Origin of the sequence: Aeromonas salmonicida subsp. salmonicida (assembly GCF_001643305.1) — a bacterium.
Taxonomy (GTDB): Bacteria; Pseudomonadota; Gammaproteobacteria; order Enterobacterales; family Aeromonadaceae; genus Aeromonas; species Aeromonas salmonicida.
In genome coordinates this window covers 1-22,601 of record NZ_LSGW01000091.1, presented here as the reverse complement: position 1 = coordinate 22,601, position 22,601 = coordinate 1, and the positions used below count along the sequence as shown (strand labels likewise).

Genomic DNA, 22,601 nt, shown 5'->3' with positions numbered 1-22,601 from the left:
TTGTTTGGCGACTAATGAGATCGCACAAACTGGACTGAGTTCCCTTCCTCCGTTGATCTACTATTCGGAACATCTATTTAGCTCTAATTTTAATGTTCCGTTTAGGTTGTTTTTTATCTCTTCAATATCTATAACTGCTTTTTTTTTGTCTTTCGCTTTCTGTAATTAAAGAACGACATGCTGATTTTAATTCTATTACGGCTTGCTGACTTGAATGTAACTCTTCGGTTAACTCGGATTTTGTTTTATTGAATTCCATTATGAATTTCTTACTATCTGCTCTTGTTGAGTTGAGTAGTTCATTGAATTTTGTTTTTTCAGATAGCACTTCTGTTTTTAAGCCCTTTTTATAAAGTAAAGCTTGGATTAAACCTTCTGTTTTTTTATCAATTCCATTTGAGAATGCTATTAAGCATTCAATGGCAACTTCTTTGTCTTGTAGGGTTCTTACAAATCTGCCTTTTGCTGATGTAGATAAAACGAAGTCATTTTTAATGAAAATTTCTTTAAATGTATTAATGTTATCTTCATTTGTTTTATCCACTCGAGAAAAATCTGTAGTGACAGCGCTAATTTCATGATAATGAACAAAAAATGCATCAAAGGATTTTAGTTTTTTTGTGGCTTCAGAGAAATTTAGTAGCCATTTCCAATTGTTATATTCCCTTATAATGGATTGTATATCTACGGTGTTATCCATTGAATTGCCTCTGATTTGTAAAGTTTTATATGGAAACTTCACATATAGTAATGGAGAGAAAAATCTCCACGAGATACTTTTATTTTTTTTGTTATGAGTCTTGCTAGCGACCAAACAATTTTTCCCAAAAGCCTTTTTTCTCGCGCGTCACCGTCTCTTTGATAAAATCTATTTTGGGTTTACGTCTATCGGATTCTTCTATCAGGTCCATCACCACATTACCGGAGCAGGTGTAGGCGCTGATATGGTACTGGTCAGTTTCGTAGCACTTGCCGAATAGGTCCTTGAAGATATCCTTCCAGACCGAGTAATACTTTATACATTGCTTCTCAGTGCCGAACATTACCCCGTAGTTTCCAACGACAAGCGCGTGAGTTATCTGCTTACGCTTCCCATTTTCGTCTTTCGCTTTGGCTATTTGTTCTGCATCCAGCACCACTAATATGAGGTCATTTTTCATAGGAGATCCATACACTCATAACGCCCAGCCTAAGGGGCTGGCAACGCATTACAAACAACTCAATCACAACAACCGTAACCAACTCGGCCCATTAGGACTGTAAACGCCACGCGTTGAAAGTTCCTCTTGAGGCGTTTGTCATGTGCTTAGTCCAGCAAATGGTTATATTTTTCAGGCAGTAAGCTAAACTCCCCCCAACCTAAACCTTGAAAGCACAAACCTGTCCCATTTTGTTTTACAGAACCATAGGCAATCAATATACGACCAACAGAGTTGTCATCAATACCGTGTGCTTTTTGATCTTTATCTTGAGATTTTAAGCAAAAGTCCCAAACTCCTTTTGCATCATTTTCAAGGTAAGTCATTCTAATATTAGTTGGTCTTTTATATTCACCTAGATGAACTGTGCTTGCAATTCTCCCATAATAAAACCCCGGGACATCAGTTTCTTCTGAAATTTCTCTAGCACTCTTTAAAAGGTCTATAAGTCGAACTGCATATTTTTTATCAGGTAAGTGGAAGTATTTATATAAATTTTCGTCGAAATTTCGGCAGAGACCAGCCACCGTTTTGATCCGACTAGGCAAAGCAAATGTTTCGCCGTTATGGCGTCCAATCGCAACCTCTGTAGTAGGTCCTGCATCATCCTCTACAGGTGTTTCATCATAAATTGCAGGTTGGTCATCTTTGGGTTCTGGTTTATTTTTTAAAAAACTACTTATAATGACTAAATTTTCATCGTCAATTGCTTTCTTGGCTTCTTCCCAGTTTGCGTACCTTTTACCTTCTGGTTTAATTGACTTTAAATCACATTTTACGTCTTTGTAAGTTCTAATGTGGGAAAAGAATGCTTCTCGCCCATTGGTAAAATGCTCTTTTTCTTTTGGGACACGATTAAGATTAGTAAAACAACCTGGACAGAATATGTTTCCATCCATGTCGGATTTATATTCAGACGGGATGATTTTCTTTGCATTAGCTTTGAGTAAATTTGGGTTACCCCCCTCATAGCTCCAATGTTCCATTTGATAGGCAAATTTTATTCGTCTGCTTGATTCATCTGCACCCATATAGCCTCCTTACTTAAGATTGAACTCGATTGCGGAAAAGCACATAACGATGATTAGATTGAAGGCGGTACTCATCCGATAATCGAGCCTTCCGAATTACTCCGTGCCGACGTTATCACCGTGACGGAGAATTTATTTAAAATTATAACTTTGCCAGCTTGGTTCTGAGTCTGTCCGTATTCGCTTGGCTTCCTCTTTTGGCTCTATCGTTACAGATTAATAAAAATACAGTCAATAAGGAAATCAGGGCATCACTATGTTGAGCAAGGCGTAACCACCTCGCTGCTCCATGGCGAGACCCACATCACTGTCGTTCCGTTCTTTATCTAAAACCGAATTTCCACCGATCCCGCACTCCGCTTTGCCTCGCCGTGATAAACCGCTTCGATATTATTGCCGTCCGGATCGAGCACAAAGGCGGCGTAGTAGCCGGGGTGATAGACCCGCTCGCCGGGGGCGCCGTTGTCCTGGCCGCCTTGAGTGAGGGCCGCCTGATAGAAACGCTCAACCATGGCCCTGTCCTGTGCCTGAAAGGCCAGATGATGGCGCCCGGTCAGTTTTCCCAGCGCCGCCGGGCTGTCGATGGCGGTGACAAATAGTTCGTCCGCCCAGAAGTAGCCGTCACCTGTGCCGCCCAACTGAATATCGAGGGTGGCCAGGATAGCGGTGTAAAAGCGCTGGCTGGCAACCAGATCCTGCACCACCAGCTGGATATGGTCGATCAGTCGACCCCGATGCAGTGTTTGTGTTTCCATACACCAACTCCACTCGACATAGTTGGATAAGACTTTGGATTAGTAACCGGTCTACTTGCCGGTTACTCCCGTTTGGCATGGCTACCGCCCCTGAATTTCAGCCTCCAGTGTGCTGCTTTTGACCAAGAGGTGAGGGCTGGCAGGGCTCATGGGGGAGACTCCGACGAGGCGAATGTTGCCAATCGAATATATTAGCGGTGGTAGTGCAGAGGGGAAGGGCAAGATGTCGGATTTCTGTGCAAGATCAATAAATTAATCGATAGGCCAAGGTGAACTGTGGCTAGCCGGGAGGCTGTGGATGGCCTCTCCTGACGGATAGCCGTAGAGGATTCGTGGTCATAATAAGCTTGAGTCAGCATAAAACTCTTTGTTATTGTCACCAGCACCGGTGAAGATAGTTTATTTATCTATAAATCAACAAGATAGTGTTCTGTGATGCCGTGGTGGGGGCAGCGCACTCGCTATCGTAAGGAGTGTTATGACATTGCAGTTCAACGCAATGGCACTGGCCATATTGATCCTCTCCGCCGTTCAGGGCTGCAGCGTCCCTGACTCATCCGCCACGGCAACCCCATCCGCGCCCGTACTGGCTGTTCATTACGAAAGTGCTCCCCTGATACCTGTCACCATAGCCGGTGAGCAGTACCAGTTTCTGCTCGATACCGGCGCCAGCATCACTGTGATTGATCGCCGCCTTGCCAGTCGATTCAAGGCGCTCAGCTTAAGCGAACTGCCCCGGGCCTATCAGGCCGACTTTGCCAATGTAGCCAGCGTATCGGGTCAAGTGGGGAGTGATCAGCTTGGATTCGTGCAGCCGGTACCCTTCTCGGTGGGGTCGGTCACCATAGATGACAGCGATCTGTGGGGAACCATGGATTTTGAGCTCTTCTCCCAGTCCATCGGTACCCGCATCGATGGTGTACTCGGGATTGATACCATACGGCGCTTCAACTGGGTGTTTGATAACGAGCAGCATCAGATCAGCGCCTCGCTGAGGGTGCCGTCGGCAGCCGCGTTCGAGCGTTGTATCGGATATGAAGACAGCTACAACCGCTCACCGGCTATCTACCTGACTCACGGCGAGAGCAGCGTGCGAATGTACCTCGATACCGGGGCCGATCAGAGCTATGTCGATCGGGCTTTTATCGACTTTATGGCCGACAAGCAGGCGCTGCTTGGTGCAGGTGCGAGCCCGCGAAAAGGGGCTGATGCGAGCGGTATGCAGGCGGCAAGTGAACATATCCTCACGGATCTTCAGTTTGACGAACGCCCGCTCGGCCAGTTGCGGGTGTCGGAAAATGGCAACGACAAGTATGCCCTTGGCCTGGACTTTGTGAACCGCTTCAAGCGTTTTGCGATCATTCCGGGGCGCATGATGATCTGCTACGACGCAGGCAGCCTGGCGCGGCAATTACCCCCCTTCCTGCGCAATATAGCGGTGCGCTTCGATGGCCAGCATCTGCAGATCTATTACAACGATGAGCAGGCGCTGACCCCCTACGGCCTGAAGAACGGTGATCTCATAGAGCGGGTCAACGGGGTGGCGTATCGCCCCATCGAGATCGACAAGGTGCGCGAACTGCTCAATATCAGCAAGCCGGGATCGCTCAAGATGCGGGTTATCAGGGAAGGCAAGGCACTGGATATCGCCATCTAGTCAATAACGGGGCCGGCAATCTGACCGGCCCCGGGACGGGATTAACCCTTGGCTGGGATCACTGTGCAGTTGAGCGCCGGCTGGCCGTAACGCTCCAGGCTGGCCTCGTCCCCTTTGGTGAAGAGGCTGAGGTTCTGGCCTTCATAACGGGCGCCACTGGCGCTGGGCACTTCATAGGCGAGCACCTGTTGCTGGCTATCCCCTTCGCTCAGGTTGATCACGGCGGCGGGCAGCTTGGCATCGTTATAGAAGTAGGTGGAGAGGGTGACCTTGTTGCCGCACTGGTAGTCGACCGGCGTCGTGACCATCAGCTGACCACCTTTTATCTGCAACTCAGTGATCCGCTGCTGGTAGTTCTCCTCCACGCATTGGCGCAGATCCTTGGCCTTCCAGCAGTCGTTGCGACCCTTGATCCAGCCGCGCTGCATGGCCTTCTCCGTTTTGAGTTGTTCTGGGGAGAGGTTGGCGAGCGCCTTGGGATAGAGGGTGGCCAGCTCGTTATCCAGCGCCGCCAGCGCGGCATCCTTGCAGATCAGGGTTTCGGCCGCGCCGGATGCCTTGGCACAATCAAAGGACGGGGTAGCGGCACAGGCTAGCAGAGGGGCAAAGAGAAGAGGGCCAAGCAGCAGTTTGTTCATCGGAAAGACTCCAGCAAAAAGAGTGGGATACCCGGCTACTAGAACACAATGAGACGGGGCCGCCGAGCGCTTTTTGCGCCGGGCGGCCCTGAACAAGGCAAGGGGTTCAGGCCAGCGCCAGTTGCTGGCGGGCGCGCCACAGCCGCTCGTGGAAGAAGAAGACAACAGTGTTGATGGCGGGCTCTATGATGGCCATCACGCCGCCGGTGAGCAGTTCGCCGCTCAGCAGGAAGGCGACGGTAAACGCCACGCTGAAGTGTACCAGGGCGAAGCTGCTGGTCTTGGCCTGCAGGCTGTGGCTGGGCTTGAACTTGTGCCAGCCCAGATCATGAAAGTAGAAGGCGACCGTGTTGACGGCGGGCTCTATCAGGGCGATCAGGCTGGCGGTCAGCAGCTCACCGGTCAGCAGGTAAGCCACGGTAAAGGCGACACCGAAGTGCAGGATGGCGAAGCTGATGGTCTTTTTCATGATGGCGGCTCCCTCTGTTGATGATGAGAGTATCCGCCGAAATGAGATTAAATGAAAACTATTCTCATCTATTGCCGGAATAGAGAGAACCTATCAACGGGCGAGTGGCCGGTGCGGTTCAGCGGTTGCCAATCGCAACCAAGGCGATAAAGTACGGGTTCATCCACACCTGCCAATGAAAAAGGATCTTTCATGAATATCAATGCCACCCTGCTTGGCCAGTTCATTGCGTTGCTGATGGTCATCGTCGGCGTCATCGCCTGGCGTCTGGCGCGCCGCAAGAGCGAGCATCCGGCGCTGATCACCCTGATCTGCTCCCTGCTCTGCCTGTTTCCGCCCTTTGGCCTGCTGGCCCTGTTGCTGGTTGCGCTGAAAAAGGATCTGCCCGCACGCTCATAGAGCGCGCAGGTTCAGGCTGCCGCACACACCGGCCGCACCAATAGCAAAAGCCCCGTGATGGGGCTTTTGCTTTTGAACTCGGTGAGCAGAAGACCTTGGACACCCATCTTTTGGGTTCGGGCTATGCTACGCCTTGCTCAAAGAGGTGGGTGTCCCAGATTTTTTCCATGTCAGTAAATTCTGCTATCGAGATGGTGGTTGCGAGCATTTTTGGTTACTCAAGATTTATACAAACTTGATTGTGCCATGCAGACATGTTCGGCCATTTTTCATTAGAACTTCCATTATGAGACCAATAGATGACTTCTCCTGTTTTTGATATGCAGAAATAGTCACCATTATCTTCAATAAAAGGCAATAAATCTCTCGATACACCTATAATTTCCCAAGCTATTCTAGCCATTTCAAAAATATCAAGGCGGCCTGCACCGGGCAGAATAACTGCTGCTTCAAAAATTGCGTTTGCGACATCGCTACCAGTTTTTAAAAAGCATCGATAGTCATTGTGAAATGTGATGCCTAGTTTTCTCTCTGCAATAGCTATTTCATCATCTGTCGGGATTCTAAATGGGTCGTTTTGCATAAAACCATTCCAAAGTATTAATTGTTGGGGTGACTGTTGTATAGTGTAGGGTTTGGAAAGATAAGTTAGATTAAATAATTATATGTTCTAAGAATGCTGCAATTTTATAAGCTCTATCCAGATGAAAATCAAGTCGCGGGTCATATATTTGGTGGTCATCAATCATTCTGAAGTCCATAAATAGCTTGTGTTTTATTTTATGGTAATGGGGCTTGTTTTTGTTTTTTATTATGTTTAGGGCTCCGTGTGCTTCGTTATATATTACTCTGTCTTTGTTGAGGTAATCATCTATTGCCCTCAGTTCATTGAGTAGTTCAGTTTCGATAGATTCAATTTTCATCGGTGCTTTATGGCCTATTATTAGCCCTTTAGTCGTTGGTGGAGGGTAAGTCAGGGGGCTATCAGAATATCTATGGTGATTGCTTTATTCGCGACTGTTCGAATTTACGGGCTGACCAGTGCCCCCACCGACCAGATATCCATGACAGCATCCCCAGCCAGTTGTGTGAGAGCCAGCCCAAAAAGGTGGGGGCCGTATTTCTCTGGCATTTTTCTGACGTGAGCCTCAAGAGCGAAAGGCCCCTCTTTGCCCGTCCCCCTGCGTATTATCGGAGCGGAAGAGTTTATGGTCCGCGCGCTGCGACTCGTCAGAGAGCCACAACCGGCACCGATGGGCTGACAGCCGCTTCTATAAGCAAAACTTGGGTCATCAGCGGAAAACCCATAAATCCAGTTTATAGTGGCATCGGCAAGCCTTGCATCGCCCCAAGGTGGTCGATATCAACCCCGCAAGGGGCTCTTCCGAGCCTTGCTTATTTCGTGGTGGAGCTATACGAGACTATCGGAATATGCAGAGTTATTCGAACTTACTGGCGGTAAATTTTTGAAAGGCTTTGTATGTTGATATTACTTTCCTTCCAAAATTGAAATGCATTCCAATACTGCGGCACGTATAAAATGATCTATTCCAGAGTCTTCTTTTTGAGTGATTTCTAGATATTTCTCACATTCAAACAAGAAGTTGTCTTGCAATAGAAAAGTTTCATCATTTTTTATTTCAAGCCATCCGAGTGATATCAATAATTGATATGTGCCAACAAATGCTCCATCTATGAATTGAGATAACTGCTCCTTGTTATTATCATTGAAATTACCCGTCGTTTCCATTGCCGGTATTACTAATTCACTTACAACTTTTGATGATGGTAGCTTCAATTTAGCAGCGTAGTATATAAAAACCAATGTAAGTGATAATCCATTGTACCTATGCTGAAGTGGCTTGGCATATAAACTGCTGGCAAATTCATTGGTTGCAGACTTTACATTAAGACTACTAAATAAGCTAGAAAGAGAACTAACCTCTTTGTGGAGGGTACTCTGATTTTCAATCGAAACATCTAGTTTTTTTGTTACACCTTCGAGGTGTTCAAGGGTTAGTTGTAATGTTCCCTTGCTAATTTCAATGTTTTGGACAACATCGACAAGTTTTGCGACTTGAGTGCTTATATTTAATGATGATTTCTCCTGCGCTGAAGATTGTAAAAATGAGTAAATAATAGCCAAAACGGCCAATATAATTGAAACTGCTGTACCTGCAAAAGATAAATAACCTAATGCACCACTATTTCCTCCATATAACCAAGCTGATGCTTGAATAATAAACTGAATTAAAACTGTAATTAGAATTACAAAAATCCATTCTCGAGTTTCCAACTTTTTCATTTAAACTCCAATAAATATAATTTTGATAAAATATGACAATTATTAGAAGGCGGGTGTTGCTCATTAGATAATAAGTGTATAGTTTGATTTTGGCGTTTTTCTAATATCTGATTATATTCTCTCTAGTTTTTAGTTAGAATGTTGCAATTGTGCAAAAATAAAGTTGATAAAGAGTAGGGGGGCCTTTTTGCGCAAGGAATTGCTCCCATCGCATCATAGTTGAACCCAAATCACTGGTCTTTTACTTTCTAAAATCGAATTTCCACCAATTCCGCACTGAGCTTTGTCTTGTCGTGATAAATCCCTTCGATATTATTGCCATAGTGAACCAGCGCGGCCTGATCAAAGTGATCCACCATAGCGCTGTCAAGCCCGTTTTACATAGCTACCGCACCTGAATTACAGCCTCCAGTCTGCTGCTTTTAACCAATAAGGTGTGGCTGGCATGGCTCATAGGGTGACTCCGACGAGGCTTTTGTTGCCAATTGGCTATATTACCGGCTCATTGGCCAAGGGAAAGGGGGATGCGGGGAGTTTCTGAGCCAGATCAAGCAATTAATAAATCGCGACCGGTTGGCGCAGCGAGTGGAAAGTGCGACCACTGTGTTGCTGGATAAAAAGTGTTGGCGGGTAGCCGTGTCGGTGGGCAAAAGCGGTGGCGGGTAAAAAAGGTGGCGGGTAAAAAACAAGAAGCCCCTGAACGGGGCTTCTCTTTGCTGGCCATGTCGTCATTGTGAACGGCTTGGCTGACCGGCTCGCTGGCGCGTTGGCCGGGCGCCGGAGCGGGCAGGGGCGGGCTTACTCTTCGACCTTGTTCAGCCACTCCACCTTGTACTTGGCGCCAGCCCCCTGTGCCAGCTTGGTGCACAAGGGTTTGAGGAAGGCTTCTATCTGCTCGTCCAGCATCCAGGGAGGGCTGATAATGAGCATGCCGGAGCCGTTCATGCCCCAGTCGGCGGTCTGACCGGCCACTTCCAGCTCGGCCACCAGCACATTACCGAAGTTTTCCCGCTTGATGGCGCGCAGCATGTCGCGGGATTTGTCCGCCTCTTGCCCCAGGATCGGATACCAGAGTGCGTAGATGCCGGTCGCCCAGCGCTTCTGTGCCTTTTTAAGGGTATCGACCACGGCGAAGTAATCTTCTTTGAGCTCATAGGGTGGGTCGATCAGCACAAGCCCGCGGCGCGGGGTCGGCGGCAGCAGGGCTACCAGCCCTTCGAAGCCGTCACGGTGGTGCACGACGACGCGAGGGTCATAGCCCATGTTGGCGCGCAGGTCTTCCACCTCGTTGTTGTGCAACTCCATCAGGGCCAGCTTGTCCTGCTCGCGGGCAAGACGGCGCGACAGCTCGGGGGAGCCCGGGTAGTAGTGCAGCTCACCGCCCTGGTTCATCTCGTCGATGACGCCAAGATAGGGGGCCATGGCAGGCCATTGGGCCCGCTCATCCCACAACCGGCCTATGCCATCGGCATACTCGGCCTTCTTCTGGGACCAGTCGCCGCGCAGGTCATAGAGACCGCCGCCGGCATGGGTGTCCAGCACTATGAAGGGCTTATCCTTCTTCTTGAGGGACTCGATGATCAGGGCCTGAACGGCATGTTTCAGGACGTCGGCATGGTTGCCGGCGTGAAAGGCGTGGCGATAACTCAGCATGTCAGATCTCTGAGGGGGCCCTGCTGGGCACCCAGTAACGATAGATAGTTCAACAGATTGCGGCCCTTGCCGCGAAACAGGGTGAGGCTGCGCAGTGTCTGCAGCAGGACCCCTTGTTGCAAGCGCTCCAGCTCCAGCTCATGGGCCAGCATGGCCTGGTATTCCTGCTCATCGAGTCGCGATTTGGCGTTCTGGCGCAGGGCGCGCCAAGGGGCCAATACCGCTTCTGTCTGTACCAGTGCAGGCTGCAGATCGGTCAAGTCGACGGTTATGCCAGTCTGATCCAGTCGATGCAGCAGCAGGGCCAGGTTGACGTTGCCCCCTTGTGCCTGCACCGTGAGCCAGTCCTGGCTGCGCTCGCCATAGACCTTGCCGCTCCAGTGCCAGAAGCCGATGGGCGTTGGCAATTCGTGTACGGCGACCCGCTCGGTCGCTATCAGCGGGTCATCATGCAAGGAAGGTCTGCTCCATGGTTTCCAGCTCTTCAGAGAGGCTCATCCATTCCTGCTCGACACCATCCAGCTCTTCCTTGATGGGCCCTTGGGATTTGAGCAGCTCCGAGAGCTTGTTCTTGGCCGCCTCTTCATAGATGGCGGGGTCGGCCAGCTGCTCTTCCACGGCCGCCAATCGGGTCTGCAATTTCGCCATGCTGGCTTCCAGCTTCTCCAGCTTCTGGCGCAGGGGGCGGGTCTGCTGGCGGAATTCCGCCTCGCGCCGCTTCTGATCCTTGCGCGCCAGTGCCGAGTTGGCTGAGATGATGCCGTCGCTGGGCTTGGCGTTGGCCTCTTTCTCCTGCTCGCCCAGCCACTTGTGGTAGTCGTCCAGATCGCCATCGAAGGCTTCGACCCGGCCACCGTGCACCAGATAGAAGTCATCCGTGGTGGTGCGCAGCAGGTGCCGGTCGTGAGAGACCACCACCATGGCGCCCTCGAAGCCTTGCAGCGCCATGGTCAGGGCGTGGCGCATCTCCAGATCCAGGTGGTTGGTCGGTTCATCCAGCAGCAAGAGGTTCGGTTTTTGCCAGGTGACGAGTGCCAGTACCAGCCGTGCCTTTTCGCCGCCGGAGAAGGGGGCAACTTTGTCCAGCGCCTTGTCACCGTGAAAACCAAAACTGCCCAGATAGTTGCGCAGCTCCTGCTCGGACTTGTCCGGCGCGAGGCGGGCCAGGTGATCGAGCGGGGTATCGTCGAGGCGCAGGGTTTCGAGCTGATGCTGGGCGAAGTAGCCGATGCTGACACCCGCGCTCACTTCCAGCTTGCCCGACAGGGGCGGATTGGTGCCCGACAGCATCTTGATGAAGGTGGACTTGCCGGCGCCGTTGCGACCGAGCAGGCCGATGCGTGAACCCGGCACCAGGTTCATCTTTATCTTCTCCAGGATCACCTTGTCGCCGTAACCGGCGCAGAGGTTCTCCATGGCGATGAGCGGGGTCGGCAAGGCCGACGGCTCGCGAAACTCGAAGCTGAACTCGGAATCGGCGTGGGCGGGCAGGAGTTTCTCCATCCGCTCCATGGCTTTGAGGCGACTCTGGGCCTGACGGGCCTTGGAGGCTTTGTAGCGGAAGCGGTCCACATAGGCCTGCATGTGGGACACCTCCCGCTGCTGCTTCTCGTACATGGACTGCTGCTGGGCCAGCTGCTCGGCACGTTGCAGTTCGAAGTCGGAGTAGCCGCCGGTGTATTCGTTGAGCTTGCCGTTCTCGATGTGGATGATGCGGCTGATGACAGAGTCGAGGAAGTCGCGGTCGTGCGAAATCAGCACGAGCGTGCCCTGATAGCCCTTGAGCCACTTCTCCAGCCAGATGACGGCATCGAGATCCAGGTGGTTGGTCGGTTCATCGAGCAGCAACAGGTCGGAGCGGCAGAGCAGGGCCTGGGCCAGGTTCAGGCGCATGCGCCAGCCACCGGAGAAGCTGCGTACCGGCGAGCCGAGTTGCTCGTCGCCAAAACCCAGACCGTGCAGCAGCTCGGCGGCGCGGGCCCGAATGCTGTAAGCGCCTATGGTATCGAGCTTGCCGTGCAGCTCGGCCACCAGTATGCCGTTGTCATCCAGCTCGGCCTGGGCCAGCTGGGCTTCCAGTGAGCGGAACTCCTTGTCGCCGTCGATCACGTAGTCCAGCGCAGAGCAGTCCAGCGCCGGCGTCTCCTGGGCCACACCGGCAATCTGCCAGCCGGCGGGCAGGCTGAAGCTGCCGCTGTCGATGGCAAGCTCGCCCCGTACCAGTGCAAAAAAGGTGGACTTGCCACTGCCATTTTTACCCACCAGGCCCACCTTGTGGCCCGGGTGAATGGTGGCGGAAGCGTTGTCCAGCAGCTTGCGGCCGCCGCGGATCAGTTCGATTTGACTGGCAACTATCATGGGTGGGGTCTGCTTGCTCAAAATGGAGGAGAAAATCTGGCGCGGATCTTACGTGAAATGGCGCAGATTTGCACTTGGGCTAAGGACGGGCGACTGGCTGGCGTGGTAAAAACATGCCATAACAGAGAAACCAGTCGGGTTACGGGAGGTTAGCATGCTTATCAAGGACATCATGACGACCCGGGTCGCCACCGTTTCCATGGATGACAGACTCACTGTCATCAAGGATATCTTCGAGCAGGCCCACTTTCGTCACCTGCTGGTGCTGGAGGAAGAGGAGCTGGTGGGGGTCATCTCGGACAGGGATCTGTTCCGCGCCATCAGCCCCTACCTCGATTCCGAGGCCGAAATGAGCCGAGATACCGAGACCCTCAATCGGCGGGCCCATCAGATCATGAGTCGCCAGCCCGTCACCATCGCCTCCCACCTGCCGGTGCGCGACGGCGTGAAAATCATGCTGGAGAAGAATGTCTCCTGCCTGCCGGTGCTGGAAAATGGTGCCCTGGTCGGCATCATCAGCTGGAAGGATCTGCTGCGTGCAGCCCTCGACGCCGACGCTTTCTAAGCGCTCGCGCCATCCTCATGAAAAAGGGCTCCGTGGAGCCCTTTTTGGTGTGGTGAAGCCGATGCTAGCGCGTTCGGGTCAGGGCAGGGGTTCCACCAGCAGGATATGGGAGTCGGTCCCGACCACCTTGACCCGGCTACCGGCGGTGAGCGGCATCTGGCTGCGCACCGTCCAGACTGTGTCATCCAGATGGACCCGGCTCAGCCCCTGCACCACGTCATCCAGCAACACCAGCTCCCGGCCCACATAACCCTGCATCCGTTCATTGATGGGGGCGGCCGCATCACGGCCCGAACGATCGCGCTTGTGCTGCCAGCGCCACCAGGCCCAGGTAGTGAGCAGGGATTGCACCGCAAACAACAGCAGCTGCGCCTGCCAGCCGAAGGGCCACAGCAACAGCAGCAGCCCCACTTCCAGCGCGGCTATGCCGGTCCAGAGCAAAAAGCCTACCGACCCCAGCACTTCTATGGCCAAGAGGATGAAACCCAGCCCCAGCCAGTGCCAGTGGGTCAGCCCCTCGAGCAGGGCTGTCATGACTTGTTACCCTTGCCATCTTTGTTGAACATCTCGGCCATGCCGGCTATCGAGCCGATCAAGCTGCCCGCTTCCAGCGGCATCATGATGATCTTGCTGTTGGGGCCTTCGCCGATACGGGCCAGTGCTTCCGTGTACTTCTGGGCCACGAAGTAGTTGATGGCCTGCATATCCCCTTCCGCTATAGCTTTTGAGACCATATGAGTCGCCTTGGCTTCCGCCTCGGCAGCCCGCTCCCGCGCTTCGGCGGCGAGGAAGGCGGCCTGACGCTCACCCTCGGCCTTGAGGATCTGGGACTGCTTTTCGCCTTCCGCTTTCAGGATCTTGGACTGGCGCACCCCTTCGGCTTCCAGTACTTCGGCCCGTTTCTGGCGCTCGGCCTTCATCTGGGCGTTCATGGCTTCCACCAGCGCCAGCGGCGGACGTACATCCTTGATCTCGATCCGGGTCACCTTGATGCCCCAGGGGGCGGTGGCGGCATCCATGGTGCGCAGCAGCTTCTCGTTGATGGTGTCACGCTGGGAGAGCATCTCGTCCAGCTCCATGGCGCCCAGCACTGTCCGCATATTGGTCATGGTGAGATTGCGAATGGCGCTGGTGAGATCGTTGACCTCGTAGGCGGCTTTGCGGGCATCCACCACCTGCACGAAGCTGATGGCGTCTATGGTGACGTTGGCGTTGTCGCGGGAGATCACCTCTTGCGCCGGTATGTCCAGCACCTGCTCCATCATGATGATCTTGTGACCGACTCTATCCACATAGGGGATAAGCAGGTTGAGGCCGGGGGAGAGAGTGCGGGTGTAGCGGCCGAAGCGCTCCACTGTCCAGTTGTAGCCTTGCGGCACTATCTTGATGCCGGCACCCAGGGTGACGATCACCAGGAACACGAAGATCCCTAGCACAATCAATGACTCATTCATTATCTAGCTCCTTATGAAACACATTCACTAGCCTATGGCCTTGCGCCGAGCACCACAAGGATGATCGTCCGCCTTTGTCATCATATGGCTTTGCTAATTACTAAAATGCATTAAAAAGCATTTTTTATTATTTTGAGGGATAAGCAGCCCTGCCTATAGTCGCCCCATATTAGTCGTGTTCCGAGGGATGGGCCGAAATGGATTATTTACCTATGTTTGCCAGGTTGGAAGGCCGCCCCGTCTTGCTGGTAGGCGGGGGCTAGGTGGCCCTGCGCAAGGCACGCCTGCTGCTGGCAGCAGGCGCAAGGCTGACCCTGGTCTCCCCCGAGATTGAACCCGAATTCGCCGAATTTGCCGGCCGTTTTACCCATCTGGTCGAGCGATTCACCCCGGCGCACCTGGCCGGTCAGCTGCTGGTGGTGGCCGCCACCGACAATCTCGAAGTCAACGCTCTGGTCTATCAGAGTGCCAACCAGCTGGGTCTGTTCGTCAATGTGGTGGATGACCCCAAACGCTCCAGTTTCATCTTTCCCTCCATCATAGATCGCTCGCCCCTGATGGTTGCCGTCTCCAGCGGTGGCAAGGCCCCCGTCCTGGTGCGCCTGTTGCGCGAGCGGCTGGAGAGTCTGCTGCCCCGCCACCTGGGGGGGCTCACCGAGCTCTCCGGTCGGGTGCGTGACAAGGCCAAGCAGGTGCTCTCATCCATTTCTGATCGTCGCCGCTTCTGGGAGCGGGCCTTTGCCTCCAACACTCTGGCCGGGCTTATCGAAAAGCAGGATTGGCAGAGTGCCGAAACCTGGCTCAATGACGGGCTCGACAAGGCCCAAAGCGAGGTGGGCGAGGTGGTGCTGGTCGGTGCGGGCCCAGGCGATCCTGGCCTGTTGACCCTCAAGGCGCTGCAACAAATTCAGCAGGCGGAAGTGGTGCTCTATGACCAGCTGGTCTCCCCGGAGATCCTGGATCTGGTGCGCCGTGATGCCACCCTGGTCTCGGTCGGCAAGAAGGCCGGTGCCCACAGCGTGCCCCAGGAAGAGACCAACCGCCTCTTGGTGGAGTACGCCAGGGCGGGCAATCGTGTGGTGCGCCTCAAGGGCGGTGATCCCTTTATGTTTGGCTGTGGCGGCGAGGAGCTGGAGGTGCTGGCGGCAGAGGGGATCCCTTTCTCCGTAGTGCCCGGCATCACCGCCGCCGCTGGCGCCACCGCTTATGCCGGTATCCCGCTTACCCACCGCGACCACGCCCAGAGTGCCGTCTTCATCACGGGCCACTGCCAGAAAGAGGGCAAGGAGCCCGACTGGCAGCAGCTCGCCGTGACCCAGCAAACTCTGGTAATCTACATGGGGCTGATGCGCTCCGAGCACATTCAGCAGCAACTGGTGAGCCATGGTCGTAGCTGTACGACCCCCATCGCCATCATAGAGTGGGGCACCACGGCCCGTCAGCGCGTGCTGACCGGCACCCTGGCTGAGTTGGCTGTGCTGGCCCAGCAGGCGGTGAGCCCGTCCCTCATCGTTATAGGTGAAGTGGTCTCCCTGCGCAAACAGCTGGCCTGGTTTGGGGAAAAGAGTGGTGAAAAGCGCGATGTGCAAGCCGGGACTGACATGAATGGCTGTGACCTCAAGCTGGTCAACCTGGCCTGAACCCCAATCCCGAATGTTATGACCATGAATCGATTTGACGGTGCGGCGACAGCGGCACCGACCTGAACCCGAATCGCGCCCTGACCCGGCGCGTTAGCCAGACCAAAGGACCCGACATGGACCGTGAAAGAATGATACATCTGCAGCAACCTGATGTGGAGAGCATCCGTGCAGGTGTCTCCCGTGAAAGACTGACGCATTTGCAGCAATTGGAGGCCGAGAGCATCCATATCATCCGCGAGGTGGCTGCCGAATTTGAAAACCCGGTGATGATGTACTCCATCGGCAAGGACTCCTCCGTCATGCTGCACCTGGCCCGCAAAGCTTTCTATCCGGGCAAGATCCCCTTCCCCTTGCTGCACGTCGACACCGACTGGAAGTTCAAGGAGATGATCACCTTCCGCGACGAGACCGCCAAAAAGTACGGGCTGGATCTCATCGTCCATAAGAACCCGGACGGCCTCGCCATGGGGATCAACCCCTTCGTGCACGGCAGCGGCAAGCACACCGACATCATGAAGACCGAAGGGCTCAAGCAGGCGCTCAACCAGCACGGCTTCGATGCCGCCTTCGGCGGTGCCCGTCGTGACGAGGAGAAGTCCCGTGCCAAGGAGCGGGTCTACTCCTTCCGTGACAAGTCTCACCGCTGGGATCCGAAGAACCAGCGTCCCGAGCTGTGGCGCGTCTACAACAGCCAGGTCAACAAGGGGGAGAGCATCCGGGTGTTCCCGCTCTCCAACTGGACCGAGCTGGATATCTGGCAATACATCTATCTCGAGAACATCGACATAGTGCCGCTCTACTTCGCGGCCGTGCGCCCGGTCGTTGAGCGCAATGGTATCAAGATCATGGTGGATGACGAGCGCATGCCCATCGGCCCTGAAGATGAAGTGAAGCAGGAGCTGGTGCGCTTCCGTACCCTTGGCTGCTACCCGCTGACCGGGGCCATCGAATCCGATGCCACCACGCTGCCGGAGATCATCGAAGAGATGCTGCTCACCACTTCGAGCGAGCGGCAGGGACGGCTGATTGACCACGATCAGGCAGGCTCCATGGAGCAGAAGAAGCGTCAGGGATATTTCTAAGGAATCGCATCATGAACAACCATATTCAGACCGCTATCAGCGAACAGGGCATTGAAGCCTACCTGCACGCCCAGCAGCACAAGAGCCTGCTGCGTTTTCTCACCTGCGGCAGCGTGGACGACGGCAAGAGCACCTTGATCGGTCGCCTGCTGCATGACTCCCAGCAGATCTATGAAGATCAGCTTAAAGCGCTGGAGTCCGACAGCCAGAAGCTTGGTACCACCGGCGAGAAGCTGGATCTGGCGCTACTGGTCGATGGCCTGCAGGCCGAGCGCGAGCAGGGCATCACCATAGACGTGGCCTACCGCTATTTTTCGACGGCGAAACGAAAATTTATCATCTCGGATACCCCGGGCCACGAGCAGTACACCCGCAACATGGCGACCGGCGCCTCCACCTGCGATCTGGCCATCATTCTGATCGATGCCCGCAAGGGCGTGCTGGATCAGACCCGTCGTCACAGCTTTATCGCCAGCCTGCTTGGCATCAAGCAGTTCGTGGTGGCGGTCAACAAGATGGATCTGGTGGAGTTCAGCCAGGAGGTGTTCGATCGCATTAGTGCCGATTACCGCGAATTCGCCAAAAAGCTCAACGTCGACACCATACAGATAGTGCCTGTCTCGGCGCTGGACGGCGACAACGTGGTCAACCCGAGCGACAAGCTGGCCTGGTATCAGGGGGAGACACTGCTCTCACTGCTTGAGTCTGCCGATGTTGAGCGTGAGCTGGAGCGTCATCCGGTGCGTCTGCCGGTGCAGTACGTGAACCGCCCCAACCTGGATTTTCGCGGCTTTGCGGGCACGCTCGCGGCCGGTATTTTGCGGGTCGGTGACAAGCTGGCGGTGCTGCCGTCCGGCAAAGAGAGCACAGTCACCCGCATCGTGACCTTCGACGGGGATCTGGAGTACGCCCTGCCAGGTCAGGCCATCACTGTGACTTTTGCCGATGAAATCGACATCAGCCGCGGCGATTTGCTGGTGGATGCGGCGAAAAAGCCCCAGGTGACCCAGAACGTGCTGGCTCACATCGTCTGGATGGGGGAGGAGTCCCTGCAACCGGGCCGGGTCTATGACGTCAAGCTGGCCACCAAGAAGACCCGTGGTCAGGTGGAGGTCATCCGTCATCGCATCGAAATCAACAAGCTGGACCAGCTGGATGCGAGCGAACTGCATCTCAACGAGATTGGCTTGTGCGAAGTGAGTCTGACCGACCCTGTGGCGTTCGACCCATACACGGATATCCGCGACACCGGCAGCTTCATCCTGATCGACCGGTTGACCAACGTCACCGTCGGGGCGGGCATGATAGTGGAAGGCCTGGCCGCGAAAGCAGTGGCAGGGCAATACAGCGAGTTTGAAATCGAGCTCAACGCCCTGGTACGCAAGCACTTCCCGCACTGGCAAGCACTCGCCATCGGCAAGGAGTAACCCCATGACCTGGCAACAATCCCTGGTGCTGGGTCTGCTGGCTGCGCTCGTCGCCCTGCTGATCCAGGGCAAACTCCGCCCGGCGCTGCTCTTTTCGGGCGCCGTGCTCATCACCTATTTGAGTGGACTGGCGGACATCAACGCCGTGGTGGCGGGTTACACCAACAGCGCCCTGCTGACCCTGGTGTTGCTGCTGCTGGTGTCGCTGGCGGTGGAGAAGACCCGGATCATGAGCTGGTTCGCCAATCTGGTGGGGTCGGGTTCATTCAACAAGGTATTGATAAAGCTGTGGTTTTCCACCGCTTTCCTGTCGGCCTTCGTCAACAACACGGCCGTGGTGGCGTCCATGCTGGGGGCGGTCAAACGCAATCCCAACCATGCACCCTCCCGGCTGCTGCTGCCCATGTGCTTCGCCGCCACCTTTGGCGGTGTACTGACCCTGATCGGCACCTCCACCAATCTCATCGTCAACAGCTTCCTCATCAAGATGGGGGCCCAGCCGCTCGGCATGTTCGACTTCTTTATGGTGGGGGCCGGGACCCTGCTGACCGGTCTGGTGGCCGTGCTGCTGTTTGCCCGCTATCTGCCGGAGCAGGACACCGAGATGAGCCGGGAGTCCGGCTATTTTCTCGAGGCCAAGGTAGGCGCCGGTTCGCCGCTGGCGGGGCGCAGCGTCAAGGAGAACGGCCTGCGCAGCCTGAAAAGCCTCTATCTGGCGGAGATCATCCGCGGTGATCAGGTGATCTGCCCGGTACAGCCGGAACACGAGCTGCACGAAGGGGATGTGTTGCTGTTCTGCGGCGAGGTGGAGAGTGTCGGCGTGTTGCAGGAGATGAAGGGGCTGGAGCTGTACGGTCAGCATCGTCTCAACGGCCAGCATCTGGTGGAGGTGATCGTCAGCCACAGCTCGCGACTGGTGGGGCAATCCATCAAGGATGCCGAGTTTCGTACCCACTTCGATGCCGTGGTACTGGCTGTGCGCCGTGGCGAGACCCAGCTTACCGGTGGCCTCGGCCAGATTGAGTTGCACGCCGGCGATACCCTGCTGCTGGCCCCGGGTCCCAAGTTTGCCAGCAACAAGTCCCTGTCGCGGGAGTTTGTGGTGGTGAGCGGGCTTGAGGCTTCCACCCGCCTCGATGGCAAGCGCAGCGCCGCCGTTGTGCTGGGCTTCCTCGGTGTGCTGGCACTGTCGGTGTTTGAGCTGGTGCCGCTGTTCAAGGGGCTGCTCATGATGCTGGTGGCGTTGCTATTCTCCCGCATCCTGACCCTGGACGAGATCCGCCGCCGCTTTCCGCTTGATATCTGGCTGGTGGTGGGCGGGGCGCTCGCCATCGCCGATCAGCTGGAGAAGAGCGGTCTGGCCAGGGTGATTGCCGACTGGCTGATGGGGGAGTTCAACGGTTCCAGCCCCATCATCGCCTTTATCGGCATCTACCTGTTTACCCTGGTACTGACCGAGCTGATGAGCAACAACGCCGCGGCTGCGCTGGCGTTCCCCATGGGTTACCAGCTGGCGCTCAGCATGGACGTCTCGACCATGCCGTTTATTCTGGCGGTGCTGTTCGGGGCCAGCTCCAGCTTTATTCTGCCCTATGGCTACCAGACCAACCTGATGGTCTATGCGGCGGGCAACTACAAGATGCCGGATTACCTCAAGCTGGCGCTGCCGGTCTCGCTGGCCTACAGCCTGGGGGTGATTATCATGGTGCCCCTGCTGTTTCCGTTCTGAGGCGTGATGGCGGGTGATAAAGGCCGGGTCATTCGTCGTGATTCAAGGGGTTGAGATGAGCAATCATCGCCATGGCACCGGCAAGCCGTCCATTGATGGGCAGCGGCTTGGCTGTGGGGAGTCAGAGAGAGTTTCAGCGTGGCAGCGTCAATGCCAAACAAGGAGTTTTAGATGAGTAATATAGTGTGGCACCAGCATGCTGTCAGCAAACAGAGCCGTTCTGAATTGAAGGGGCAAAAGCCGCTGGTGATCTGGTTTACCGGGCTCTCCGGGGCGGGTAAATCCACCCTGGCGGGGGCGCTGGAACAGGCGCTGGCGGTCGAGGGCAAGCACACCTATCTGCTGGACGGGGACAATGTGCGCCACGGTCTGTGCGGGGATCTCGGTTTCGATGATGCGGCCCGTCAGGAGAATATCCGACGGGTCGGCGAGGTGGCAAAACTGATGGTGGATGCGGGGCTTATCGTGCTCACCGCCTTTATCTCGCCGTTCCGTGCCGAACGGGAGCTGGTGCGCAATCTCTTGGGCGCCGATGAGTTTGTCGAGGTGTTCGTGGATGCGCCGCTCGCCGTTTGTGAAGAGCGTGACCCCAAAGGGCTCTACAAAAAGGCGCGGGCGGGGGAAATTCGCAACTTTACCGGTATCGACTCCGCCTACGAGGCACCGAAGCAGCCGGAAATCCATCTGCTGAATGCTGGCAAACCGGTCGCTGCGCTGGTGGATGAGCTGTTGACCGCCCTGCGGCAGGGGAACTACCTGTAGTTGTGGAGTTGCGCCGTCTTACACTGGGAGCCGGAGCGTTATTTCAGCAACTTGGTCATCACCCAGGCTGCAAGCCGTAAGTAGCAAATAGAGCGCAGGCGCGGGTCGCAAGGGCAAAGAGCCATCTTTGCTCGCCTCGCCTGCCCGTCACTGGATCGGAAGAACCTAAAACAAGCGCCCGACGGCAGGTAAGCTGGCCATCACAGGCGCGGATGGGCTGGCGGCTGCCACTATAAGCAAAACTTTGGTTATTATCGGAAAAACCATAAATCCAGCTTATAGTAGCACCGGCGAGCCTTGAGCCACCTCAAGGCACCCAATATCAACCCCACAAAGGAATTTTCCGATCCTTGCTATATAGTTGCGGGGTTATTCGCGATTGTTCGAATACGCTGCGTTATTCTAACTTATGGACTTATATAACGTTCAAAGGTGAAATGATTTTCTGATCAACGACCGCTCAAGCGGTGAGTAAAGCAATACGGTGCTTCCGCAAACCATATTAATTACTAAAACCAGTATGTTTTAAAAAATATCAGTAATTGGTAATGCCTCTTAAACATTTTGTTATGGTACCGACCTAGGGAATCTGTATCATAGATCGGATACATCATCGTTTTCTTGTTCATCTGTTTTCTCAAACACCTCATCAAGTTTGCTATCTAGAGTATTCTCTGCATCACTAAGCTCGGACTCTAATACACTTGAAATTTTTGAAATAAAGCTATTGCCTTCGTAGAACAACTCAATAATTTTTTGTACAGGATACATATCATATAAGTTATGCCATATGTGAGAGGGATGAAGTTTTTCTCTTATAGCGCTAAAGTCGTTTTTGCGTAATTCATCATCTATTTTTTCGGATACTTCGTCGATGAAATCCTCCCCAAACAAAAGAACGTATATAAAGAGGTTGGTGTAATTTGTCTCAATCATATTCCCGTTGCCAGCAGCACTTTTAGATTCAATAATTACTTCTAAAAGGTGTGTTAAGTTGATGTCTCTTAATATATCTATATCGGTATCACTGTATGGAATGATGCATTCATGTTGAACCAGATATGGAATGATTAAATATTCAAACATATACATCTCATCAATTTCAAAAAGAAACTCAAGAATCTTTGCCATACTTAGCCTGAAATTTTTTTCTCTTAAACACTTTGAATAGAAAATTTTCTTTTTACTATGATGAAGAGACTCAATATGTTTTGCAGAATAAAACTCTTGAAAACTACGATGGATATACTTGTATTCATCAAAACCATCCTTGATTAAGATGTTACAAGCACTTATGAGGCAACTAAAAACTGCTTTATGCTCACTTGGCTCAAAGGATTTCTTGGCCAGTGACTTCATACACACATTTTCAAAATCAAGCTTTGAAAAACTGTACTTTTCTTCAATTGTCAAATAATAAGACAATTGATTCACAACGCTTAATATTTGAGTGTCTCCTAAATAGCTGTTCCGAA

23 protein-coding genes are annotated in these 22,601 nt (G+C 53.7%); 8 read left to right on the top strand and 15 right to left on the bottom strand.

Features of this window, described 5'->3' with window-relative positions:
* Nucleotides 1–121: 121 nt before the first annotated feature.
* From AXW79_RS23045 to AXW79_RS17060, 4 genes are all read right to left on the bottom strand, one after another.
* Nucleotides 122–700, bottom strand: a complete 579-nt coding sequence (locus AXW79_RS23045) for a hypothetical protein (protein WP_129712409.1) — start codon at nucleotides 698–700, stop codon at nucleotides 122–124.
* A gap of 103 nt (nucleotides 701–803) precedes the next feature.
* Complete coding sequence (locus AXW79_RS17065; RefSeq protein ID WP_005318735.1) at nucleotides 804–1,160, bottom strand: hypothetical protein; 357 nt, start codon at nucleotides 1,158–1,160, stop codon at nucleotides 804–806.
* Between the two features lie 146 nt (nucleotides 1,161–1,306).
* Complete coding sequence (locus tag AXW79_RS22470; RefSeq protein WP_011899078.1) at nucleotides 1,307–2,230, bottom strand: hypothetical protein; 924 nt, start codon at nucleotides 2,228–2,230, stop codon at nucleotides 1,307–1,309.
* 326 nt (nucleotides 2,231–2,556) lie between these two features.
* The gene (locus AXW79_RS17060; RefSeq protein ID WP_005318738.1) at nucleotides 2,557–2,985 is read right to left on the bottom strand and encodes a VOC family protein; all 429 of its coding nucleotides are present in this window, start codon (nucleotides 2,983–2,985) and stop codon (nucleotides 2,557–2,559) included.
* A gap of 478 nt (nucleotides 2,986–3,463) precedes the next feature.
* Here AXW79_RS17060 and AXW79_RS17055 point away from each other — a divergent pair, with 478 nt between their 5' ends.
* Nucleotides 3,464–4,642 (top strand): retropepsin-like aspartic protease, encoded by a 1,179-nt coding sequence (locus AXW79_RS17055; RefSeq protein ID WP_005318740.1) that lies wholly within the window; start codon nucleotides 3,464–3,466, stop codon nucleotides 4,640–4,642.
* A gap of 41 nt (nucleotides 4,643–4,683) precedes the next feature.
* Here the strand turns inward: AXW79_RS17055 and AXW79_RS17050 are convergent, their stop codons facing one another.
* Both AXW79_RS17050 and AXW79_RS17045 read right to left on the bottom strand, forming a co-directional pair.
* Nucleotides 4,684–5,280 (bottom strand): MliC family protein, encoded by a 597-nt coding sequence (locus AXW79_RS17050; RefSeq protein WP_005318743.1) that lies wholly within the window; start codon nucleotides 5,278–5,280, stop codon nucleotides 4,684–4,686.
* A 106-nt stretch (nucleotides 5,281–5,386) separates the two neighbouring features.
* Complete coding sequence (locus AXW79_RS17045; RefSeq protein ID WP_005318745.1) at nucleotides 5,387–5,749, bottom strand: DUF2061 domain-containing protein; 363 nt, start codon at nucleotides 5,747–5,749, stop codon at nucleotides 5,387–5,389.
* A gap of 192 nt (nucleotides 5,750–5,941) precedes the next feature.
* Here AXW79_RS17045 and AXW79_RS17040 point away from each other — a divergent pair, with 192 nt between their 5' ends.
* The gene (locus AXW79_RS17040) at nucleotides 5,942–6,148 is read left to right on the top strand and encodes a hypothetical protein (RefSeq protein WP_005318747.1); all 207 of its coding nucleotides are present in this window, start codon (nucleotides 5,942–5,944) and stop codon (nucleotides 6,146–6,148) included.
* A 214-nt stretch (nucleotides 6,149–6,362) separates the two neighbouring features.
* Here the strand turns inward: AXW79_RS17040 and AXW79_RS22465 are convergent, their stop codons facing one another.
* The 6 genes from AXW79_RS22465 to AXW79_RS17015 form a co-directional block, all read right to left on the bottom strand.
* Nucleotides 6,363–6,731 carry an SMI1/KNR4 family protein gene (locus AXW79_RS22465; RefSeq protein ID WP_005318749.1) on the bottom strand — a complete coding sequence of 123 codons (369 nt, stop codon included), beginning with the start codon at nucleotides 6,729–6,731 and terminating at the stop codon, nucleotides 6,363–6,365.
* A gap of 70 nt (nucleotides 6,732–6,801) precedes the next feature.
* On the bottom strand, nucleotides 6,802–7,071 hold the full coding sequence (locus tag AXW79_RS17035) for a hypothetical protein (protein ID WP_005318750.1): 270 nt from the start codon (nucleotides 7,069–7,071) through the stop codon (nucleotides 6,802–6,804).
* A 566-nt stretch (nucleotides 7,072–7,637) separates the two neighbouring features.
* Entirely contained in the window at nucleotides 7,638–8,453 is an 816-nt protein-coding gene (locus AXW79_RS23040; protein WP_011899077.1) for a hypothetical protein, read from the bottom strand.
* A gap of 798 nt (nucleotides 8,454–9,251) precedes the next feature.
* A complete protein-coding gene (locus AXW79_RS17025) occupies nucleotides 9,252–10,106 on the bottom strand; it encodes a 23S rRNA (adenine(2030)-N(6))-methyltransferase RlmJ (RefSeq protein ID WP_005318756.1) in 855 nt (284 codons plus the stop codon).
* Nucleotides 10,100–10,561: a DUF2390 domain-containing protein gene (locus AXW79_RS17020; RefSeq protein ID WP_005318758.1), complete on the bottom strand. Its 462-nt coding sequence runs from the start codon at nucleotides 10,559–10,561 to the stop codon at nucleotides 10,100–10,102. Before AXW79_RS17020 ends, AXW79_RS17025 begins: the two co-directional genes overlap by 7 nt.
* The gene (locus AXW79_RS17015) at nucleotides 10,554–12,464 is read right to left on the bottom strand and encodes an ABC transporter ATP-binding protein (RefSeq protein WP_005318760.1); all 1,911 of its coding nucleotides are present in this window, start codon (nucleotides 12,462–12,464) and stop codon (nucleotides 10,554–10,556) included. Before AXW79_RS17015 ends, AXW79_RS17020 begins: the two co-directional genes overlap by 8 nt.
* 154 nt (nucleotides 12,465–12,618) lie before the next feature.
* On the opposite strand from AXW79_RS17015, the gene AXW79_RS17010 reads away from it, so the two are divergent.
* On the top strand, nucleotides 12,619–13,029 hold the full coding sequence (locus AXW79_RS17010) for a CBS domain-containing protein (protein WP_005318762.1): 411 nt from the start codon (nucleotides 12,619–12,621) through the stop codon (nucleotides 13,027–13,029).
* Nucleotides 13,030–13,107: 78 nt separating this feature from the next.
* Here the strand turns inward: AXW79_RS17010 and AXW79_RS17005 are convergent, their stop codons facing one another.
* Together AXW79_RS17005 and AXW79_RS17000 are read right to left on the bottom strand one after the other, a co-directional pair.
* Nucleotides 13,108–13,563 (bottom strand): NfeD family protein, encoded by a 456-nt coding sequence (locus AXW79_RS17005; RefSeq protein ID WP_005318764.1) that lies wholly within the window; start codon nucleotides 13,561–13,563, stop codon nucleotides 13,108–13,110.
* A complete protein-coding gene (locus tag AXW79_RS17000) occupies nucleotides 13,560–14,483 on the bottom strand; it encodes an SPFH domain-containing protein (RefSeq protein WP_005318765.1) in 924 nt (307 codons plus the stop codon). The genes AXW79_RS17005 and AXW79_RS17000 overlap by 4 nt, the downstream gene beginning before the upstream one ends.
* Before the next feature lie 263 nt (nucleotides 14,484–14,746).
* On the opposite strand from AXW79_RS17000, the gene cysG reads away from it, so the two are divergent.
* The 5 genes from cysG (at nucleotide 14,747) to cysC (ending at nucleotide 21,126) form a co-directional block, all read left to right on the top strand.
* Nucleotides 14,747–16,123, top strand: a complete 1,377-nt coding sequence (gene cysG / locus AXW79_RS16995; RefSeq protein WP_005318767.1) for a siroheme synthase CysG — start codon at nucleotides 14,747–14,749, stop codon at nucleotides 16,121–16,123.
* A gap of 131 nt (nucleotides 16,124–16,254) precedes the next feature.
* The gene (gene cysD / locus AXW79_RS16990) at nucleotides 16,255–17,208 is read left to right on the top strand and encodes a sulfate adenylyltransferase subunit CysD (protein WP_005318769.1); all 954 of its coding nucleotides are present in this window, start codon (nucleotides 16,255–16,257) and stop codon (nucleotides 17,206–17,208) included.
* An 11-nt stretch (nucleotides 17,209–17,219) separates the two neighbouring features.
* On the top strand, nucleotides 17,220–18,635 hold the full coding sequence (cysN, locus tag AXW79_RS16985; RefSeq protein WP_005318771.1) for a sulfate adenylyltransferase subunit CysN: 1,416 nt from the start codon (nucleotides 17,220–17,222) through the stop codon (nucleotides 18,633–18,635).
* Nucleotides 18,636–18,639: 4 nt separating this feature from the next.
* A complete protein-coding gene (locus AXW79_RS16980; RefSeq protein ID WP_005318772.1) occupies nucleotides 18,640–20,364 on the top strand; it encodes an SLC13 family permease in 1,725 nt (574 codons plus the stop codon).
* A gap of 171 nt (nucleotides 20,365–20,535) precedes the next feature.
* On the top strand, nucleotides 20,536–21,126 hold the full coding sequence (gene cysC / locus AXW79_RS16975; RefSeq protein WP_005318774.1) for an adenylyl-sulfate kinase: 591 nt from the start codon (nucleotides 20,536–20,538) through the stop codon (nucleotides 21,124–21,126).
* Nucleotides 21,127–21,720: 594 nt separating this feature from the next.
* On the opposite strand, the gene AXW79_RS23215 is transcribed toward cysC, so the two are convergent.
* Nucleotides 21,721–22,601 (bottom strand): hypothetical protein (locus tag AXW79_RS23215; protein WP_162183158.1); only part of this gene is annotated, 881 nt, incomplete at its 5' end.

What these genes read in the sequence shown, in the direction of transcription:
- AXW79_RS23045 (WP_129712409.1), bottom strand. Translation starts at nt 700, where the DNA reads ATGGATAACACCGTAGATATACAATCCATTATAAGGGAATATAACAAT.
- AXW79_RS17065 (WP_005318735.1), bottom strand. Translation starts at nt 1,160, where the DNA reads ATGAAAAATGACCTCATATTAGTGGTGCTGGATGCAGAACAAATAGCC.
- AXW79_RS22470 (WP_011899078.1), bottom strand. Translation starts at nt 2,230, where the DNA reads ATGGGTGCAGATGAATCAAGCAGACGAATAAAATTTGCCTATCAAATG.
- AXW79_RS17060 (WP_005318738.1), bottom strand. Translation starts at nt 2,985, where the DNA reads ATGGAAACACAAACACTGCATCGGGGTCGACTGATCGACCATATCCAG.
- AXW79_RS17055 (WP_005318740.1), top strand. Translation starts at nt 3,464, where the DNA reads ATGACATTGCAGTTCAACGCAATGGCACTGGCCATATTGATCCTCTCC.
- AXW79_RS17050 (WP_005318743.1), bottom strand. Translation starts at nt 5,280, where the DNA reads ATGAACAAACTGCTGCTTGGCCCTCTTCTCTTTGCCCCTCTGCTAGCC.
- AXW79_RS17045 (WP_005318745.1), bottom strand. Translation starts at nt 5,749, where the DNA reads ATGAAAAAGACCATCAGCTTCGCCATCCTGCACTTCGGTGTCGCCTTT.
- AXW79_RS17040 (WP_005318747.1), top strand. Translation starts at nt 5,942, where the DNA reads ATGAATATCAATGCCACCCTGCTTGGCCAGTTCATTGCGTTGCTGATG.
- AXW79_RS22465 (WP_005318749.1), bottom strand. Translation starts at nt 6,731, where the DNA reads ATGCAAAACGACCCATTTAGAATCCCGACAGATGATGAAATAGCTATT.
- AXW79_RS17035 (WP_005318750.1), bottom strand. Translation starts at nt 7,071, where the DNA reads ATGAAAATTGAATCTATCGAAACTGAACTACTCAATGAACTGAGGGCA.
- AXW79_RS23040 (WP_011899077.1), bottom strand. Translation starts at nt 8,453, where the DNA reads ATGAAAAAGTTGGAAACTCGAGAATGGATTTTTGTAATTCTAATTACA.
- AXW79_RS17025 (WP_005318756.1), bottom strand. Translation starts at nt 10,106, where the DNA reads ATGCTGAGTTATCGCCACGCCTTTCACGCCGGCAACCATGCCGACGTC.
- AXW79_RS17015 (WP_005318760.1), bottom strand. Translation starts at nt 12,464, where the DNA reads ATGATAGTTGCCAGTCAAATCGAACTGATCCGCGGCGGCCGCAAGCTG.
- AXW79_RS17010 (WP_005318762.1), top strand. Translation starts at nt 12,619, where the DNA reads ATGCTTATCAAGGACATCATGACGACCCGGGTCGCCACCGTTTCCATG.
- AXW79_RS17005 (WP_005318764.1), bottom strand. Translation starts at nt 13,563, where the DNA reads ATGACAGCCCTGCTCGAGGGGCTGACCCACTGGCACTGGCTGGGGCTG.
- AXW79_RS17000 (WP_005318765.1), bottom strand. Translation starts at nt 14,483, where the DNA reads ATGAATGAGTCATTGATTGTGCTAGGGATCTTCGTGTTCCTGGTGATC.
- cysD (WP_005318769.1), top strand. Translation starts at nt 16,255, where the DNA reads ATGATACATCTGCAGCAACCTGATGTGGAGAGCATCCGTGCAGGTGTC.
- cysN (WP_005318771.1), top strand. Translation starts at nt 17,220, where the DNA reads ATGAACAACCATATTCAGACCGCTATCAGCGAACAGGGCATTGAAGCC.
- AXW79_RS16980 (WP_005318772.1), top strand. Translation starts at nt 18,640, where the DNA reads ATGACCTGGCAACAATCCCTGGTGCTGGGTCTGCTGGCTGCGCTCGTC.
- cysC (WP_005318774.1), top strand. Translation starts at nt 20,536, where the DNA reads ATGAGTAATATAGTGTGGCACCAGCATGCTGTCAGCAAACAGAGCCGT.